The 14,193-nt window shown below is 64.4% G+C and carries 8 protein-coding genes; 1 reads left to right on the top strand and 7 read right to left on the bottom strand.

All coding sequences use genetic code 11. The annotated features are described in order from the left end of the window. Positions 1 to 59 precede the first annotated feature (59 nt). Genes HPY44_15085 through HPY44_15075 form a run of 3 tightly spaced genes read right to left on the bottom strand, consistent with a single transcriptional unit; the run spans position 60 to position 3,300 of the window. Entirely contained in the window at positions 60 to 1,664 is a 1,605-nt protein-coding gene (locus tag HPY44_15085; protein ID NSW57338.1) for an amidohydrolase, read from the bottom strand. Positions 1,665 to 1,700: 36 nt separating this feature from the next. Then, on the bottom strand, positions 1,701 to 2,552 hold the full coding sequence (locus tag HPY44_15080) for a hypothetical protein (protein ID NSW57337.1): 852 nt from the start codon (positions 2,550 to 2,552) through the stop codon (positions 1,701 to 1,703). Between the two features lie 46 nt (positions 2,553 to 2,598). Next, positions 2,599 to 3,300, bottom strand: coding sequence for a rhomboid family intramembrane serine protease (locus HPY44_15075; GenBank protein NSW57336.1), 702 nt, complete (start codon positions 3,298 to 3,300; stop codon positions 2,599 to 2,601). Between the two features lie 103 nt (positions 3,301 to 3,403). Here HPY44_15075 and HPY44_15070 point away from each other — a divergent pair, with 103 nt between their 5' ends. Continuing rightward, positions 3,404 to 5,008, top strand: a complete 1,605-nt coding sequence (locus tag HPY44_15070; GenBank protein NSW57335.1) for a hypothetical protein — start codon at positions 3,404 to 3,406, stop codon at positions 5,006 to 5,008. A gap of 9 nt (positions 5,009 to 5,017) precedes the next feature. On the opposite strand, the gene HPY44_15065 is transcribed toward HPY44_15070, so the two are convergent. The 4 genes from HPY44_15065 to HPY44_15050 are packed head-to-tail and all read right to left on the bottom strand — an operon-like array spanning position 5,018 to position 14,146. Further along, positions 5,018 to 6,964 (bottom strand): VCBS repeat-containing protein, encoded by a 1,947-nt coding sequence (locus HPY44_15065; GenBank protein ID NSW57334.1) that lies wholly within the window; start codon positions 6,962 to 6,964, stop codon positions 5,018 to 5,020. After that, the gene (locus HPY44_15060) at positions 6,948 to 8,180 is read right to left on the bottom strand and encodes a DegT/DnrJ/EryC1/StrS family aminotransferase (GenBank protein ID NSW57333.1); all 1,233 of its coding nucleotides are present in this window, start codon (positions 8,178 to 8,180) and stop codon (positions 6,948 to 6,950) included. The genes HPY44_15065 and HPY44_15060 overlap by 17 nt, the downstream gene beginning before the upstream one ends. Before the next feature lie 57 nt (positions 8,181 to 8,237). Then, a complete protein-coding gene (locus HPY44_15055; protein NSW57332.1) occupies positions 8,238 to 9,866 on the bottom strand; it encodes a glycosyltransferase family 39 protein in 1,629 nt (542 codons plus the stop codon). Between the two features lie 14 nt (positions 9,867 to 9,880). Next, on the bottom strand, positions 9,881 to 14,146 hold the full coding sequence (locus HPY44_15050) for a tetratricopeptide repeat protein (protein ID NSW57331.1): 4,266 nt from the start codon (positions 14,144 to 14,146) through the stop codon (positions 9,881 to 9,883). Between the last annotated feature and the right edge of the window lie 47 nt (positions 14,147 to 14,193).

The following is a 14,193-nucleotide window of genomic DNA, read 5'->3' as shown; positions in this document are numbered from 1 at the left end:
CTTTAGAATGGGGGAGATGAGGGCGCGACGGAGGAGGTCACGACGATGGATGAGATGCTTCAGCCTGCGAAAAGCCCCTCAGGGTCATGGGTCGGTTGACCTCCGACACAGGTGGCGAGAACGCGCGCCTCCGCCAGCTCCTCCGGGGGACATCCCAGCAGATTTCGGGACACGACGATGAAATCCGCGAGTTTGCCGGGCGTCAGGGAGCCGTTTGTCCGCTCCGCGCATCCCGCTCGTGCGGCGTCGATGGTGTAAGCCCGCAGTGCTTCAGTCGCTGTCAGGCGTTGCTCCGGATACCAGCCACCGGGCGGGTTGCCGTCCCAGTCCTGCCGCAGTAGCGCGGACTGGAACCCGCGCAGCGGATCGATGATCTCCACGGGTGCGTCGGAGCCGAAGGCAAGCGTGACGCCCGCCTCCAGCAACGAGCGCAGGGCGAAGGCCCAGCGGCTGCGCGCCCCCAACTGGCGCTCGCAGGTGGGGATATCGGCCAGCATGTGGGCGGGCTGCATGGAGGCGATCAGACCCAGCCGAGCCATGCGCGCCCAGTCGTCCGGGTGCACATGCTGCGCATGCTCCAGACGGTGCCGCGGCTTGCCCAGGGGGTATTCGGCGCAACGCTCGAAAGCGTCCAGTGCCAGGCGGACGGCCCGGTCGCCGATAGCGTGCAGCGCCAGGGCAATCCCGCTGGCATTGGCGCGACGGACCAAGTCCGCAAGTTCTTCGGGCGACTGGGTGGTGTACCCGCGATTATCGCTGCCCTCATACGGCTCCAGCATGGCTGCTGTCTGAGAGCCGAGAGCGCCATCCATGAAGGTTTTCACGCCGCCAAAGCGCACCCAGTCATTGCCCAGACCGTTGCGCACCCCGAGCTCCGCGAGGGCGTCCAGGGATTCGGGGGCCACGTAATGGGTGATTCGCAGGGGCAGCGCGCCTTCGTCGGCAAGGACCTGGATTGCATGCCGTGAGTTGCGAGCCTCGAGGTTGTGTACGGCGGTGATGCCCAGCGCGGCGGCCTGTGGCAGAGCGGCCTTCAGTGCTGCCACAAGCTCTTCGCGAGTGTAGTCGGGCACCTTAGCGCGCATCATCCAGGCAGCGGATTCCTCGAAGATACCTGAGGGTTCACCATTGGGCAGACGGTTGATGCGGCCGCCTTCGGGGTCCGGCGTGGAGCGGTCGATTCCAGCCAGCGCCAAGGCCGCGGAGTTGGCCCAGACCGAGTGTCCATCGTGGGAGGGCAGGGCCGCCGGAACCGGTCCTGTGACTGCATCCAGGTCGCGCGCCGTGGGCCATGGGCACCCAGCCCAGCGATTGCGATCCCAGCCCCGGCCCCGCAGCCACGCGCCAGGCTGCACCTGGGGAATGTGGGCGGCTATCCTCGCCAGAGTTTCCTCCAGCGAGTTCAGACCGTCCAGATGGACCTCGATCCCACTCGCAAGCACAGCCCAACCGGACAGGTGAACGTGGCAGTCCGTGAACCCCGGGCAGACGAAGCGTCCGTCGAGATCGATGACACGCGTGCCCTTGCCGGCCAGGCTCAGGATGTCCGCGTCACTGCCCACCGCGAAGATGCGGTCTCGCCAGACAGCCACGGCGGACACGATTGAATTGGCCTCATCGCAGATTGCAACGCAGGCGTTGTGGATAATCAGTTGTGGAGCCACTGACGCTCCTCCGCGTGTACCCGTCTCTGCAGATGATCAGCCCTTGTTGCGGTCGCCAAAAGGCGCTTCACTCTGAGGTGTGTGGTACGGCATGGGCACGTACTCCACCGAAGGCCTCCCGCGCTGGGGCTGGGGGTACAGGTCCATCATCTCATGGATGGCACCGGGCAGGTCCGTGCTCACGTTGAGCCCCATACTCCGCGCTTCGTCCACGGTGATAGGGAAATCGTGGGTCCAGCGGCCGTCGGTGAGGCGCACTGCGATATCCTCGGCCTTGTCCGGCGAGACGTTTGCCAACAGATGGTCTGCGATACACTCGCGCACCTGGTTCACGGCCTTGCGCGCCATGTCTGCGAGGATGATGGTCTGATCGTCTACATCATTGATCGGCTTCTGCTCCAGGACCTGCAGGATCGATGCCGCCGGTTGGCCTCCGATCTGGGGGTCCACTGGACCGAGCACCGCATCGGGGTCCATGATGATCTCATCGCAGGCCAGGGCGATCAGAGTGCCGCCCGACATGGCATAGTGCGGTACGAAAGCAGTTACGCGAGCGGGATGCCGGCGCAGGGCATGGGCGATCTGCCCGGCAGCCAGGACCATGCCGCCCGGCGTATGCAGGATAATGTCGATGGGCATCTCGTCGGGAGTCATGCGGATGGCTCTCAGGACACTCTCGGAGTCCTCGATATTGATGAACCGCATGAGCGGCAGCCCGAGGAAACTGAGGCTTTCCTGACGGTGAATCAGCGTTATCACTCGCGACTTGCGCTCTTGCTCGAGCTTCCCGAACAGGCGCAGCCGGGCGGCCTCCAGCATCCTTTGCTGTACCATGGGGTACAGAATGCTGCCGATAAGAAACACCCAGATGAGCGTGTTGATGTCCAAGGCTTGATCACTCTCCATCATCGGTCCTGACAGAGCTTGTTCGGCACTATCGCTGGTATGGTCGCGGATCGACGGGATGTCGCTCCAGCATGCACTCGCGGCAGAGAAGTCGGGCGAAGACAAAGCCGGTTGCGAACCCCCCGATGTGGGCCCACCAGGCTACTCCGCCCATATCCATCATGGGCAAGGCGATCAGGCCCTCGATGATCTGCACGATGAACCAGAAGCCGAGAAACGTGACGGCGGGCAATTCCACGACGTCGATGAAGAAACCCAGCCACAGCAAGGTCGCCACACGCGCCCGGGGGTACATCACCAGGTAGGCCCCGAGCACACCGGCAATTGCGCCGCTGGCGCCGACGGTGGGAACGGTGCTTGCCGGGTTCAACAACACGTGGACAATGCCGGCTACCAGCCCGGCGACCACGTAGAACCACAGGAACCGACCGTGCCCCAGCCTGTCTTCAACGTTGTCGCCGAACAGGTAGAGGAACCAGACGTTGCCCAGAACGTGGAACCATCCACCGTGCAGGAACATGGAGATGAAGAACGGCAGAATAATGCCCAGTGGCCCTGGCGGAGCCTGGCCCGTAACCACCGCGGGCACAAGGCCAAATTGTCGGATGAATTCGACCATCTGTTGCCCCATGGATGCCTGCCAGGCGAACACGAGCAGGTTCGTCCAGATGAGCACCTGGGTGACCAGTGGGACGGTGCGGGATGGGATGTTGTCGCGGAACGGGAACATAGAGGGCCACTCAGGGCGACGGAATTGACCGGCTGGCCACCAGCATACTACGATACCGGAGCAAATCACAAGACAGCCCTTGTAGAGTCAGGAGACTCCGGCGATGCGGCTATTAGGACTCATAGCGGTCTTTCTACCGGCGATGGCTCTGTGTGCGCCGGATACCGTGGCTGCGTGGTTGTTCGATGAGGACAGCGCCGGGCGGGTGCTGGACCGCGGCCCCTCGGGATTACACGGGTCCGCATCGGGTGTGAGATACGTCGAAGGCCCGGGGGGTGTGGGGCTCGCGCTCTCTTTCCGGGGCGGCGGAAACGTGGCACTGCCACCAGCGGTCTATCTTGCGGATGGCTCCGCCGGGTTCGCCGTGAGCTTCTGGCTCCGATCGCCGCGTGCCACACAAGCGCGGACCATCATTGCTGCCGGCGAGTCGCCTAACGCGCCGCCGGACCTTGTGCTCGGGCTGGATAGCGGCGGGCGCCTGACGCTGACGCGGTCTTCCGCGCCCGGTGAGACGCTGGTGGGACGCCGGCGTCTGGATGACGGCCTATGGCATTATGTCGCGGGGGCATATTACCCCGACGAACGCAGCATCCTGCTGTTCGTGGATGACCAAATCGAAGCACGAGGCGCATCCGATGGCACTCTGGCGGGGAAAACAATGGCCATCAGGCTGGGGGCCGCGCTCTCCGGCGAATCCGCGTACGGCGGCGACCTGGATGACCTGGAGATCACCGCCGGCCTGTCCGAAGATTTCGAGAACATCATCCGTATTCGCGAACGTTTCGTGGTGCTGCAGCCCGGGCAGGCCCGCCGGGCACTTGCCGAATACCGCGCGGCGGCGGCCCTTGGGGCATTTGGCGCGGATAACGGGCCGCAATCGGTTGTGTTGCCGAGCCTGGCGAATGTCACCGGTCCGGACGAAGGTGCCGAAGTGGTCAGCCAACTGCGAGACGCAGTGGGACGGATTGTTGCGGGGGGCCGAGGCATCGTTCCGGGCCGCGCTGAGCCAGGCTCGGGCGATTTCGATATCGAAGAGTACCGGGTCGAGCCGATGGTCATCACCACCGAGCCGGAGATTCCTGTCCCTGCGGTGTTGCTGCGCCTGGCCCCGGCGGCGGATATGGAGCCATCGGCCGGCCCAGCGGTGATCCTGCTCGATGATGTGGGGAAGGCGGATGCGGCGGGATATCACTGGCGGGTCATCACCGGCCTGGCTGACGCGGGGATAGTGGTCTGCCTGGCTGACCCCAGGGGCACGGGGGAACTGGCCGGGGCCTGGCACCTGCCGGCCGGGAACGCCTGGGCTGCCGGCGCCTATGACATCGTGTCCCTGGCCCGGTTCCTGGAAAATCGCTCCGACGTCATTCCCGGACGGGTGGTCTGCGTGGCTTTCGGGGCCACCGCCTTGCCCGCCCTGGCCGCGGCTGTAATCGAACCCGGGATCGCTCGCGTGGTCATTGTGCCAGGGGAGGCAGAACTGACCGAAGCCTGCGCCTGTTCCGTCGAGGGAGGGAATGTGGACCTGCCCACGCTTATTGCGGGCATTGCGCCGCGTCCTGTCTGGTTGGGGGGGCAGGTGACTGACGGGGACTTGGGGCCTGCGATTGGGCTCTACCAGGCATTCGGGCAGAGCGCGGGGTTCCTCGCCACCGCCGACCCGCCATTGCCCGATGATCTGGTGAAATGGGTGCGGGCCGGCTGGGAGTGATCCGATCCGTCAGCTGCCGTTCGCCAACTGAGATCGATCGTACCAGGCAACCCAGCCGGTCTCTTCCAGCCCGCAGACGATGCCGGGCAGACCTCCAGTAAGTCTGCAGGCCACGGAACTCCAAGACGAGGGCACCAGGGGCGCCGGAATCCCGGTCATGGGAGTGGACAGCTCGAGCCTGGGGTATGCATTCCGCCCGGCGCCTGACTGAAACAAGAAAGCGCCAAAGCGCGTGGTCAGCAGGTATTCCAGCGCTCCGTTCGCGTGCCATTGTACTGGTTGCAGCGCTGTGACACCCAAGATGTCCGCGTCGCGCGTGGCGTCCTCGCGCGACGGATGGACAATGCTGGCATCGATGCGAACCGCTTTTACGAAGCGTGGCGCCGCCTTGCGCCCGGCCACGTTCTCAAGGTACAAGACAGTCTCGGGCGATAGCTGCGACGCAACCACGGAACCCGGTATGAGACGGGTCCCGATGAACAGGTCGGTATCTCCATCCATGTCATAGTCCATCGCATGCACGGTGCTCATGCCCGACATGGCAAGCGCCTGCCCCACCACGGTGATCTCCTGAGACTTGCCAAAGCCGCTGGAGTTGGTCCAGAGGGTGGTATGACCTGAAGCCTGCCCCAGGATCAGATCCGAGTCGCCGTCGGTGTCGGCGTCCGTGATGCAGGGCCAGGCGTAGCGCAGGTGGCCGGGGATACCCCCGCGTGGAGCGGCGCGCAGAGAGCCCAGACTCCCCGCGACCCTCTTTCCTGCGGCGAAAAGTGGCGGCGAGACCTCGACTCGGGTGAACAGCTGTAAGAATCCGTCCTCGCCACCGACTACGAGGTCCAGGTCGCCGTCCCCGTCCCAGTCCACGGGGCATGGCGATGCGCATCGGCCAACGTCGATGGGTGGCCGCACCCCCTGCGCGAAGCCTTCCAGCTTCCCGCCGCCCTGCGCTGGGCCGATGATCGCGAAGTACCCGCGGCGATCTCCCACCAGAAGGCGCGGGCCGCGTTCGGGGCCGTACCAGTTGCAAAAGGATGGGCACAGGTTCGAGGTTTCTTCGGTCTCCTTGCCCCCGGTCTCAGGCGAGGAACCCCAGAATGTCCGAGCCGGACCGAGGCCGCTCGGAGACCCCTCAGACAGCAGAATACCGCCACCGGAAGGCGCCAGGAACAGGTCCGAGTAGCCATCCGCATTCCAGTCACCGATGCAAAGGCGCACGGAGGTCCGGAAAGCGGGTACCTGTCCCCCCACAGAGAGCTTTCCCGGGGCGGCAAGCTTTGGCGCAGACGCGGAGCCCTCATTGGCCAAGTACCAGACTGTCCCGTCCTCCCCGGAAAGCAGGAGGTCCAGGTCACCGTCGCGGTCGAGGTCCGCCGCGCAGGGCGCGAGATGACCCCGCGATCCAGTCAGGCGCCGCACAGCGTCGCCCACACTTTCCGGGCCGCATAAGAGTTCCTGCGGTGGCGCAAGTCCGATCCCCTGCCGCCTGCACAGGTAGATCCGGCTACGCATGCCAATGAGAATATCCGGGGCGCCGTCGCCGTCCCAATCAACTACCTGGGGCGATACCGGGTCCACCGCCGGCGGCTCGTAGATCAGGGAGAAACGCTCCGGGAGCATCTGTACGGGTTCGGACAGGAACCCGTCAGCGCGGCGTTCGAAGTACAAGAGGTCGCCATATCCACTGCCCGCGATAATGTCGATGTCGCCGTCGCCGTCCCAGTCCCCCGGCGCCGGTTCAGACCAGGCGCCCGCAGTGGCATTGCCGGTGACCTGGCGCAGCACAGCGCCCTTCAGGTGCGGGAAGGGGCCGCGCTCAAGCACCTTCTCGAGCCGTCCCGCGCACGCGAGACCGCACACGAGCACAAGCAGCAGGACCGAGACCACCGGTCCTGCTGCGTACCTCATCGTGCGGCGCGACAGTTGGCCGCCGGTTGTCTGCCTACTGCAGTTCGCCAAGGTTCTCCTTCACCTTGATGATGGCGTCCGCTATGTCGTCCATGTCCTTGGTGGTTCCAAGCAGGACGCTCTGGGAAGTCCAGAACGAACCGTCATAGCACACGAACTCGCAGTTGGGGCAGCTGACCTTGTCGTAATCCACATCTCCGCTGTAGACGCTGGGCGAGAACGGCGGCTTCGTGCGGTCCCAGCCTTTGCGGAACATGCCTTCGGTGTACAGCGGGTTGTATCCGCGGCTGATCGGAATGCCCTCGGCTCCGAGGGCTTCGATGAACCGATCTCGGGATACGCCCTGCATGGCCTCGCGGTCGTAGGTGAAGATGAACAGGTGCCATGCGCAACGCGTGGCGCCCGCGGGGAATGCCTGATATCCCACTCCCTCGATTTCATCCAGCCGCTTGCGCAAGTGGAAGGCACACTCGTCGCGGCGGTCCATGTGCTCGGGCAGAAGCTCGAGGCCGCGCAGGATCAGGGCTGCCTGAAACTCGGTCATGCGCAGATTGGTGCCGAAGACCCGGTGGTCATACCAGCCGCCGTCGGGTACCCGGCCGATATTGTGGTAGCTCCAGGCCTTCTCCCACACATCCTGTCGATCGGTGACGGTCATGCCGCCCTCGCCGGAGGTCACGTTCTTCGAAGACTGGAAGGAAAACGCTCCAGCATCGCCGATAGCCCCGACACGCCGGCCCTCATACTCGGCGCCATGGGCCTGTGCGCAGTCCTCGATGATGACCAGTCCGTGTTTCGCTGCGATGGCCTTGAGAGCGTTCATATCGCAGGGCATCCCGGCGATGTGCACGGCGATGATGGCCTTTGTGTACGGAGTGATGGCCGCTTCTACCGCTGCCGGGTCCAGGCAGAATGTGTCGCGGTCAATATCCGCAAACACCGGCACCGCACCCACGGAGATAACCGAGCTTGCCGAAGCGATAAACGTGTACGGGGGCACGATCACCTCATCACCGTAGCTGACATCGCAGCCGATCAGCGCCAGCTCCAGCGCCTTCGTACCATTGGGCGAACCCACGGCGAACTTCGCATGCTGGAAGGCCGCGAACTTCTCGCAAAGCTCTTTGTTCTTCGGACCGCTCACGCCCCAGACACCACTATCCAGGACATCTTTGAGTGCCGTCAGGAACCCCTCATCCTTCGGGGGCCAGCCGACGAAGGGTTCGGTGCGCAGTTTCGGTCCGCCGTTGATCGCCAGTTTCGCCATCTGTGTTGACTCTCCCGTCATGTGGATTGTCGTGCAGGTCAGGGCGGCGCGCCGCGTCTATTCGTCGCCCGAAGATGCCGGTCTGTGGCGCAAGACCCACAGTTGTTGAGTCGGGTCGGCGTAGTGCATGTCTGACTTGTCGCGTGCTGGTGGAATCTCGATGAGACCCATGGGCTGCGGGCCGATCTCGGTCAGCTTGCGCGCGGCCAGGGCGCGCTGGATCGCCTCGTGGCCCTTGCTTACCCGAGCTGCCCGGGCCGGCAGGTCGAAGTCGCTGGTGAGAACCGCGAAGGGCCGCGCTTCCTCGAGCTTCCCCGCGTCCAAGCCAACGATGAGCAGTTTTCGCACAGGCCGCTTGAACCGCGCGAACAGGGGATTGGACCGCAGAGCCGCGCCCCCGTTGCAGTAATCTACCGGGGCGACATTGAACCACGGTTCCCAGATCAGGGCAAGGGTCTCGTGCTCGGGAACTTGTGTGTTGATGATCTCCAGCATTCGGTCGCGCGGATCGGGGGCGCTGAGGACCAGGCAGCGGTTGATGGACAGGAACAGGCTCAGTGCGAAGGCCGCGACAAGGGCGACGGACACCACCGTCCGGTGTTTCGCAAACCAGCTCGCAAGCCCCGCCGCGAGTACAGGCGCGCAGACTTCGAGGGGCATTTCGTATCGGGCATAGCGCACGCCTGCCGCGCCGATCATGAGGAACCACAGGAGTGCGAAGGCCGCAGCGGGCGCCACCGCTGCGCGTGTTCGGCCCCGGCACAGGAGCAGTGCGAGGGCCGCCAGAAACACGGTGACATGCAGGTGGAAGAGCCAGCCGTTGGGGTACATCTCCTGCCAGGGCGATTCGCCCACGCGCATGTGCTCGATTTCGTACCGGATATGCTCACAGGCTTCGGGCCACGCGAGGAACACATACGGGGAAGTGAGCGCGAAGGCCCCCAATGCCGCTGCGAGCATGGCCGCAATCGACTCCCAGACCGGCGGCGCATCCGCCTCAGCGTCTCTCGGCGACACTAGAACCGCCAGCACCGGAGCCACAAACACCAGTGCGCCATTGTACTTGACACTGGCCGCAAGACCGGCCGCGACTCCGGCCCAGATGCAGTCGCGCAGAGTGATGCGGGTCACCAGTCGGACCGCGAAATGCAGGCACAGGAGGATGAAGAGAGACTGCGGCACATCAACCGTCGCGTAGTGGGAGTTGAGCGCATGGAGCGGCATGACGCTCATGAGCCCTGCCGCGATGAGCCCCCCGCGGTTGCCGCCCAGTTGCCTGCCCGCGAGCCAGGTCACGTACACTGTCGCAAGCGCGCACAGGACTACGACTAACCGGGCGTCCAGTACCCATGCGGCCATCTCCGTGTGAGCGGTGTTGCCCTTGAGCAGGGCTGTCAGCAGGTCCGCGCCGCCGACAACAGCCGCGTGCCAGTTACAGGCGATGGCCACAAGATACAGGTAAAGGCTGCCGTAATTGAAGAAGTGCGGGTTCGGATCTCCTGTCGCCAGGGACAGCGCGCCTCGCAGAGAGTGGAACTCGTCAGGGTGATACGAGAAGAGGTGGGTCTCGTCGGGCAGGCCCCAGCGGATGCCCCAGAGTCGAACAGCCGCGCCCAGCAGAAGTATGCTGCCGAGCGCGGCGTAGTCCATCGCGGTTGGTTTCCCCGGGTTCGCCGGGTTGCCCATGCCGTCCGCCTTCGTCAATCAGCGGTCAGGTGCATCAGTGCGTAGTGGGTCGCCGGGCCCCAGTTGCCCGCGCCGTCTTTCGCGCGCACATGGAAGTACCACCGGCCCTTTGCGAGGCTTGGGGACGAGTCCCGGAAAGACTGGGCGGCGCCTTCGGAAGTCTCGTCAGGCACCGTACCGGGCTGGCGGTCTAGCGTGTAGCTGTAACCCGCGATGCCCGTGGTGTCCGTAGCCTTCCAGCGCAGGACCGGGGTGCGTGTACCCACTGCACCGATGGTGAAGTCGTCAAACCATGCCGCAACACCCGCGGGGTTGTCCATGTTGTTGCGGTCCACGAAGTACAAGGCGACGACCTTCAGTGACCCCTTGGTCTCTCGCTTACGCAGGATGTCGGCGATGTCCACCGACGTGGTGTGCCACTTGTCGTCCGCTATGATGTTCGGGAAGCGCCCCACCGCGCCGGTGGGATTGTCGGTGATCGAGATCGCGTACTCGTTCCCGTTCTCCATCCGCGCCATCAAGTCGATCTTCACCGCCGCCGGCAGACGGTAAGCGAAGCTCACGATCGGGAAGTTCTCCGCTGCGAAGGGCTCGCGGGTGACGAAACACCCCATGTTGGCTCCCGCCGCCCGCTGGGCCACCTTGACGGATGCCTTGCCCGTGGCAGCCGTGGTGGTGTCCACGGTGACCACGGCCCCGGATGATCCGCTGGTGGTCCGCCAGTCGTGCAGACCGTCCTCGAAGGTGTTGGTGAGGAAGGTTCGGTGGGTGGTGGAGTTGAGTTCGGTCACGACCGGCGCGGACTTGTCCAGCGTGTAGTCCATGATCCAGGTCCAGGAAGGAAGCTGTGTTACCGGGTTGCCCGCGTAGTCCTTCGCAGACTTGAGCACCACCGGCACCGGCTTGCCGTCGGGCAGCACAACCGGGCGAGGCGTGACCGCCTCGCAGTTCCAAACCAGCTTGCCAGTGCTGGAGTCGAAGCTCAGCCCACCTACGCCCAGCTTCTTCACGGTGTAGTCCTGCCCGGCCACGGACAGGACCACACTGCCGGGATCGATGCCCGCCGGCCCCTCATCTGTCAGCTTGATCTCCACCGTGGACTGTGCCGCGCGTACGCCTTCCTTGGGAGCTGCGATTGCTGCCTGGGGTTGCTGGTCGTCGGTGATCAGGCGCTGGGTCTGCACCGGGCTCCAATTCCCCGCGCCATCGCGCACCCGTGTGTGCAGCCACCCGTCGCGGTTACCCGCATCGGGGATAACGCCTTGGAGCCCTGTCAGCAAGACCTGGTCAGGCACGCTGGGTTCGGCGCCGCCGATCGCCCACGCGATGCCGGCGATGCCGCTCACATCCGGCGCGAACCAGCGCACCGGCAAGCCGCCCGCACCACTCACAACGGGAACGATGCGGAAGTTGTCGAGATGGAACACCTGGCCTTCCACATTTGCGCGCCAGTTCCAGTCGGCGATGACAAGCTGATCCACCACATAGCCTGCCGCGGTGGGGTCATCCTTGCGGAGCATCTCGTACAGGTTGAACTCCGCATGGTGCCACTCGTTATCATCGATCACGTTGGGGACCGCGCCGATCATGCCCAGGTTGTTGTCGTTGTCCTTGAACTTGATGCCCTTCATGTCTCCGTTCACATAGACTGCGAGGTCCACGCGCAGGCGGGAGGGCACCTTGTAGTCGAAGCTCACGATTCGGTACTTGCCGGCGTCGAAAGTCCCCCGGCGTATGATCCCGTACCGACCGCCCTCAGTGGGGTTGAACACTCGCAGGCTGCGTTTCCCGGATGCTGCGGTGGAGTCATCCAGCGCCAGTTCTGCGCCGCTGGACCCGCCGTAGGTGGTGAACCCACCCAGGGAGTCCTCGAAGTCCGCCCAGATGGCCTCGGACTGGTCGCCGATGAACACTGACGGCACGGGTGGCGCAGTCTTGTCCGCCGCGAAATCGACAGTGTAGTCCCAAGGCGCCAGGGGGGCCGCTGCATTGCCTGCGCGGTCTTTGGCCGCCGTGAGTCTGACGCTCACCTGCTGGCCGTCCTTCGGGTTCTCGACGAGTACCCGGGCGTCCAGGGAGATAGTCTGGCTCGCCGGGTCGAAGCTTACTCCAGGCTTGCCGGGAGACAGTTCGCGCCCGGCGAAATTGACCCTCAGCGACTCGGGCTCGATTCCGCTGCAGCCCTGGTCGTCCAGCGTGACCACGATAGGGCCGTCCGGGACAGACGAGCCGGGCTCGGGTGCCACCGACACCACACGGGGCGCAACGGTGTCCGTCCGCGCCCGGAAATGGACCGGCTCTGACCAGGAATCATCCGGGAGCTTTGCGCGAATGTGGGCGTACTGCACAGGAGCGTTTTCCAGAGTCTTCTCGAAATTCGCCTGGGTCTGCGACACCTCGCAGGGGGCATCGCCGGTCGGGCTGTCGTCCAGGGAGATGCTGTAGCCAGTAGGCTTGACGCCGGACACGGGTGTGATCTGCAGCTTCAGCGTCTGGCCGCCGGGCTTGTCCAGCACGAAGTTGTCCAGGTAGAAAGTGGTGCCGAGGTAATTGCCCCCGAAGCCCGCCATCAGGTAGCCGTCTTCGCACTGGTTTCCTATCCAGAGGTCCCGGGCGCGCACCGCGCCGGATTCGTTGAGAGCCTGCCGGAGCGCGCCCAGCAAGTCAACCTCGGCATGGTGCCACTCGCCGTCGGTCTGAACGTTGGGGATGGCGCCGATTCGGGTCGCGAAGGGCGTGCCTCCATTGGGCCCGGAGAAGACCAGTTCATATTGGCGGCCATTGGCGGTGAGGTAAAAGTTCACCTTCGCCGACCCGTCAGCAGGCAGGCGGTAGTCGAAGGACAGGCGTGGCAAATCATCAACCAGGAAATCACCCGGAATGATCCGGGTGCCGAATGTCCCGCCTGAAACCGGGTTAGTGAGTGCCAGGCAGTGACCGCGTTCTCCCGCACCGGGAGCAACGATGCGCAGTACTGTCCCGTCTTGCTCGGACCGCGGACGCCAGTCGCCCAGGTCTTGCTCGAAATCGTTCTGCACGGAAGGGTGGGTCGATGATGCGAGGGTGAACAGTCGCGGCGCAACCTGGGTCTTGGCGCGCTGGATTGCCTCCTCGCCGGGGATCGGGCTGCGGTCTGCCTTCTCAGACTCGTAGTATATCTTGCAGCGCGATATGATAATGCCTTTGTCGTAGGTCCACAGGGCGACGCGGCCGCTTTCCAGTGGCTCGGGGTCGCGGGCTTCCACGATGAGTTTCCCGTCCAGGAAGAGCTGAAGCTTGTCGTCGGCCTTGCGCGCACGCAGGGCCCACCATTTGCGGTGGAACTCGTACGTCGAGGGGTACCCATCTTCGAAAATGGGCAGGAGGGCGGCGGGTGCGCTGCTGGATGCGAGAACCTGCGTTCCCTTCATGATTCGACTGTCGTGATTGCGGTCCGCGCCGACCATGAAGGAGTATCCGCTGGACGGGTTAGCGCCGTCGGCGTGGATAGAGATGTTGAGGTCCGTGGGGTTCTTGTATGAGTGGACCGCGCCCAGGCCCATCTTGAAGCTCAGATAGGCCTCAACGGTTACGTCTCCCGCAAACTCTCGCTTGTTCCACAGGGACGCAATTCCGTCCTCGGCGTATCCTCCCAGCCAGGACCACTGTGGACTGCAGGTCCACCGGTTGGTAATTGCCCAGATGCCGCCGCGCGCAAGCCAGTCAGTGGGTGCGCTGCTGAAGGTGTAGTCGGCCACGTTGTACGAAAGCAGGTCTACGGAGCCGATGTCCACGTTCAGGCCACCGGGATTCAGAGCCAAACGGATGCCGTCGAGGCTGGTTGGAGCAGAGGCGGAGCGACCGTTTGCTACGATAGGGGCAGATTCGGGGAGGGCAGCCAGTGCTTCGGCTGCCCGGGTCTCGTCCGGATTGGCTGCGATGATCGCCTCAAGCTCCGTGCGCGCCTCGGAGATCCGGCCTGAACGCGCGAGCACCAGGGCGTACCAGTATCGGGCTTCGGTAGACTCGGGCATATCCCGCACTACCGAGGACAGAGCCTGCTCGGCCGGCCCATATCGTCCGGCCTCCAGTTGGGCGCGTCCCAGCCAGTAGCGGGCGGCGATGTTTTCCGGCTCCTGGGTCGCCACTTCCGTAAGTGTCGCCGCGGCTGCCTCATATCGGGCTTCCTGGAACTGGAGGATACCCTGGTTCAGAGATGCCTGTGCGACCGCATGAGCCGCGATGAGACTGAACGCCGTCACCAGCAGACAGCGATATGCGAGCGGGCACTTTGGTTTCATGGCTCTCAGCCCGTCCTCAGTTAGGGTTGTCCTCGCGCCGACTCTCC

Source organism: Armatimonadota bacterium (assembly GCA_013314775.1).
In the GTDB taxonomy this organism is placed as follows: Bacteria; Armatimonadota; Zipacnadia; order Zipacnadales; family JABUFB01; genus JABUFB01.
The sequence above is the reverse complement of the archived record's forward strand: the minus strand, read 5'-3'. Positions and strand labels throughout refer to the sequence as shown.